The 4,466-nt window shown below is 76.5% G+C and carries 5 protein-coding genes; 1 reads left to right on the plus strand and 4 read right to left on the minus strand.

The features are described from left to right. From AA75_RS16010 to AA75_RS16025, 4 genes are all read right to left on the minus strand, one after another. Positions 1-198, minus strand: a 198-nt coding sequence (locus tag AA75_RS16010) for a hypothetical protein (RefSeq protein WP_033820707.1), incomplete at its 3' end; no start/stop codon positions are given. Continuing rightward, on the minus strand, positions 188-1,195 hold the full coding sequence (locus AA75_RS16015; protein WP_033820708.1) for a MoxR family ATPase: 1,008 nt from the start codon (positions 1,193-1,195) through the stop codon (positions 188-190). The genes AA75_RS16010 and AA75_RS16015, both read right to left, overlap by 11 nt. A gap of 82 nt (positions 1,196-1,277) precedes the next feature. Beyond that, positions 1,278-3,197 (minus strand): trypsin-like peptidase domain-containing protein, encoded by a 1,920-nt coding sequence (locus AA75_RS16020; RefSeq protein WP_051812527.1) that lies wholly within the window; start codon positions 3,195-3,197, stop codon positions 1,278-1,280. 8 nt (positions 3,198-3,205) lie between these two features. Further along, positions 3,206-3,577, minus strand: a complete 372-nt coding sequence (locus tag AA75_RS16025; protein WP_033820709.1) for a CU044_2847 family protein — start codon at positions 3,575-3,577, stop codon at positions 3,206-3,208. 158 nt (positions 3,578-3,735) lie between these two features. Between AA75_RS16025 and AA75_RS16030 the strand changes: the two genes are divergently transcribed. After that, positions 3,736-4,248, plus strand: coding sequence for a hypothetical protein (locus AA75_RS16030; protein WP_082526559.1), 513 nt, complete (start codon positions 3,736-3,738; stop codon positions 4,246-4,248). Positions 4,249-4,466 lie beyond the last annotated feature (218 nt).

Here is a 4,466-nt window from a genome sequence, read left to right on the forward strand (position 1 = left end):
GGCGCCGCCGGGCCCGTCCGGGTCCCGCCCGTCCTCGCCGGGCGGGGCGGCCGGTTCCGGCTCGGCGTCGGCGCCGGCCTCGGCGCCGCGGGCGGCCAGCCAGAGCAGCTCGGCCAGTTCGACCGGGCCGGGTTCGCCCAGCCCGAGGCCGGTGAGCAGGGCGGCCAGCCGGTCGAGGCCGCCGGTCTCAGAAGACATCGTCGTCCCGGCCGCGGCTGAGGTAGGGCATCACCTGGGCGGCGAGCGCCGCCCGGTCGGCGGCGTCGGCCAGTTCGGGCCGGCTGGTCAGGTAGATGGCGTTCAGCAGCTGGTCGGTGGCCAGTTCGCCCTCCTCCCGGCGGGACAGGAAGACCTGCACCAGCTCGTCCACCAACTCGGCGTCCGCCTCGGGCAGGTGGGACTTGACGATGGCCTCCAGTTCGGGGCCCTGCGGCCGGCGCAGTTCCAGCACCACGCAGCGGCGCAGGAACGCGGCCGGGAACTCCCGTTCGGCGTTGCTGGTCAGCACGGTGAACGGGAAGGCCCGGCAGCGGACCCGGCCGCCGCGGATCGGCGCCCGGGTGCCGCCGTCGGCCGTCAGCACCCGGGCCTCGGGCTGCTGCGGGGCGGCGCGGACCAGTTCGTCGATCTCGTACTGGCCCTCCTCCAGGACGTGCAGCAGGTCGTTGGGCAGGTCCAGGTCGCCCTTGTCGATCTCGTCGATGAGCAGCACCCGGGGGCGGCCGTACGGCAGCAGGGCGGTGCCCAGCGGGCCGAGCCGCAGGTGTTCGTCCAGGTCGGAGGAGCGGGCGTCCGGGCCGGCCTGGTTGGCGGCGTAGAGCCGGGACAGCGGGTCGTACTGGTAGAGGCCGTCGCGCAGGCTGGAGCGGCTGGTGACGTTCCAGCGCAGCACCGGGCCGAGCCCCAGCTCCCGGGCGACCGCGTACGGCAGGCTGGACTTGCCGCCGCCGGGCGGGCCGGTGACCAGCAGCGGGCGGCGCAGGTGCAGGGCGGCGTTGACCAGTTCGACGGTCTCCCGGGTGGGGCGGAAGGTCTGGGCCCGGTGGCCGACCGGGGTCGGTCCGGCCCCGTCGGGTCCGGCGGGCCGGTCGAGCACGGGGCCGCCGTCGAAGGCCCGCCAGGGCGGCGGGGCGGGCAACTCGGCGATGCCGTCGTGGGGTTCGGCGGCGCCTCGGTAGATCCGCTTCAACGGCATGGGCCTGTGCTCCTGGTCGGTCTCGCGTCGCCGGTGGGCGCTGAACGGGGTGCGGTCGGGGCTCGGGACTTCTCGCGGCCGGTCACGGGTCGGTGCCGCGCAGCGGTGGTGCGGTCGGGACGGTACGGAACGGACGGGCCGGGCTCGGCACGATCTGCGGGTCCTCCCAGAGCAGCACCAGGTCGGCCGCCCAGTGCCCCCGAGGATCGTCACTCTCCTCCACCCGGTGCCGCAACTCCTTGACCCGGCGCGGGAGATCGGCAGGCCCGAGATCGACCAGTTCGGCCGCCAGTCTGGCCAGGAACTGCTCTCCGCGGCAGCTGCGGGCCGGTGCGTGCTCGGTGGGGCACGGGCACCGGGCCCAGAGCACCGCGGGGGCGCCGGCCTTGAGTGCCGCGGCCAGCAGCCGGTCGTAGGGGGCGCCGCGCGGCGGGCCGGGGAAGGCGGGCAGCTCGGGGCGCTCGGGCGGGCGCAGCTGGTGGTACAGCTTCTTGTGGTCCGGCGGGTCGGCGCAGGCCAGGGCGTGCAGCCGGGTGGTCCGGTGGTCCCGTAACGCGGCCCACTTGCGCTCCAGTTGGAGCCGGTCGGCGGGGTCGGCGCGACGCTGCTCGTCGACCACGACGACCGCGTGGTCGGCGCCGAGCGGGCCGTAGTCGGTGTCCCTGGCCCAGGTGTGGACGGGCTCGGTGAGCAGCCGGCGGGGCAGGGCGAAGACCACCAGTTCGGCGCCGTCGGTCTCCAGCAGGCCGAGCTCGTGGTCGATGCGTTCCCGGACGAACCGGCGGATGCCGGGGCCGAGCCGCAGCGCGGCCCGGCTGTGCGGGTCGACCGTCCGGCCGGCCCGGACGGCGGAGACGGTCACGTGGAACAACGCCCGGCCGGCCCCGCTCGGGCTGATCTCGACCAGGATCGGGCGCCAGCGCTCGCCGCCCGGCGCCGCCGGGGCCGCGGGCGGCGCGGCAAGGGACCCCGCGGCAAGGGACCCCGCGGCGGGGGCTCCTGCGGCGGGGGATCCCGGGGCGGCGGGCGGCGGTTGGGCGGGGTCGTCGTCGGCGAGCGCCCAGTCGGCCAGCCAGCCCCGCAGGTCGGTGCCGAGCCGGATGGCCCCCGCAGCTTCGGCGGCCTCGGCGGTGCGGCTCACGAAGGCGACCGCCGGGTGGGCCCGGCCGGGCGGCGCCAGGGTCTCGGTCAGCAGGTACCAACAGGCCTCCCAGAGGGTGGCGGGCCGGGTCGGCGGTTCCTGGCAGCCGAGCGGGCCGACGGCCGAGCGGTACAGCTCCAGCGGATCGGCCGGAGGTGCGGCACCGACCAGCAGCAGCCTCAACTCCCGTACGGCCAGCGGTGGCAGTGGCAGCTGCGGCAGGCGGTCGGCGAGCTGCGGCACATAGCCGGCGATCACCTCGCCGGGCAGCATCCGGCCGAGCCGGACCGCCGGACGGCCGCGGTCGCCGGGGCTGCGCGGGATGCCGAGGGTGTCCTGGGCGGCGGTCACCATCCCGACCACCTCGCCGGTGTCGGCGATCACCACCGGTCCGCCGCTGAACCCGGGCGAGAGCGGCATCCCGGTGCCCTCGTGCTCCAGTTGGAGCTGCTCGCCGCCGATCCGGAAGCCGCCCCTGGTGAGGCGGACCTCGCTGCTGAGCCCGCTGTCGTGGCCGACCGGGAAGCCGTACGCGGCGAGGGCGGCGCCCTGCCAGGCCCAGCGGTGCGGCGGGGCGAAGACCGCGGGTCCGGCCACCTCCGGCGGCACCGGGCGGTCCAGCAGCAGCACGGCCACGTCACCGCCGCCGGCCGGACGTCCGGGCCAGGGGCCGCGCAGCACCACGGTGGCGGACAGCGCGGGGTGGTCGGGGCGGTTGACCAGGCGGACGGTGGCCCGCCGGGCGCCGTGCACCACGTGGGCGCAGGTGAGCACCTCCCGCTCGGAGATCAGCATGCCCGCCCCGACGCTGGGGGCGGCCGCCTCCGTGTCGATCCGGACCAGCCAGCGGACCTCCTGCATCGGCGGACTCAGGGCCGGTCCGGGCTGCCCGGACGGTCGCCTCCCCAGGAGAGTCTGACGGTCAGGTGGGCCTCGCCGCCGGTGCGGGCTATCAGGGCGCCGGCCTCGGCGGTCAGTTTCACGCCGAACTCGATCTCCACCCCGTCGGGCCGGAGCGTGCCGTCCCGGAACACCGCGAGCGCGGCCGCGGCGGCGGCCCTGACCCCGTCCAGCGCCTGCTCGAACCCGGCCCGGGCGTGCCGGACCTGCCCGTCCACGCCCCGGCCGACCGGCTCCATGCCGTAGGGGGCGCCGTACGAATCCGGGTGGCCGTCGGCGGCGGCGGTCTCGACGCGGACCACGGCGCCCTCGTCGGTCAGGAACTCGATGCAGTCCGGCACGGCGCGCCCCCGGGGAGGTTGTGGTGGCCCGATCTGGTCTGTGGCGATCGTTGCACAGCCTGCACGCACCACGCAGCAGTCAAACCTGATCCGGATGTGAGCTGTCTCCCCGTCAATTCACGCGACACACAAGCAGAATCATGCATATCGTCGGCACCATGGGACCTTTGGAGCCGAACTACGCCGAACTCGCCTTCGGACTCGTGGTGTTCTTCCTGATCTTCGCCATGCTCGCCAAGGTGATCCTCCCCCGGGCCGAACGAATACTCGCCGGGCGGCGGGACGCCACCGAGGGCCGGCAGGAACGCGCCGAGGCGCTGCGGGCCGAGGCCGACGCGACGCTGGCCGCGCTGCGCGCGGAGATCGGCGCCGCCCAGCACGAGGCCGCCCGGATCCGCCAGGAGGCCACCGACGAGGGTGCCGCGCTGATCGCCGCGATCCGGGCCGAGGGGCAGCGCGAGCGCGCCGAACTGGTCACCTCCGCGCGCGCCTCGATCGCCCTCGACCGGGAGCTGGCCGAGATCGAGCTGCGGGCCGGGCTCGGCGAGCTCGCCGTGGAGCTGGCCGGCCGGGTGGTCGGCGAACCGCTCGCCGCCTTCGCCGCGGAGCGGGAGAGCGTCGAGCGGTTCCTCGCCGAGCAGGACGGCGCCGCCCGGCCGCAGCGTCACTGACCGCCGCCCTGCTGCCCGGCCGGCGGCCGGGCAGCAGGGGGCGCAGACCGGATCAGCCGTGCCGGCCGCGGCGCCGCCGCCGGGACAGGTGGAACGCGGTGCCGCCGGCCGCCAGCAGGCTGCCCGCCGCCACCCCGACCGGCAGCAGCGGCCCGCTGCCGGTGGACGGCAGCGGCTCGCCCGAGTGGGTGCCGGTCGGGGAGTACGGGTGCGTGGTT

It is taken from the genome of Kitasatospora sp. MBT63 (assembly GCF_000710465.2).
GTDB lineage: Bacteria > Actinomycetota > Actinomycetes > Streptomycetales > Streptomycetaceae > Kitasatospora.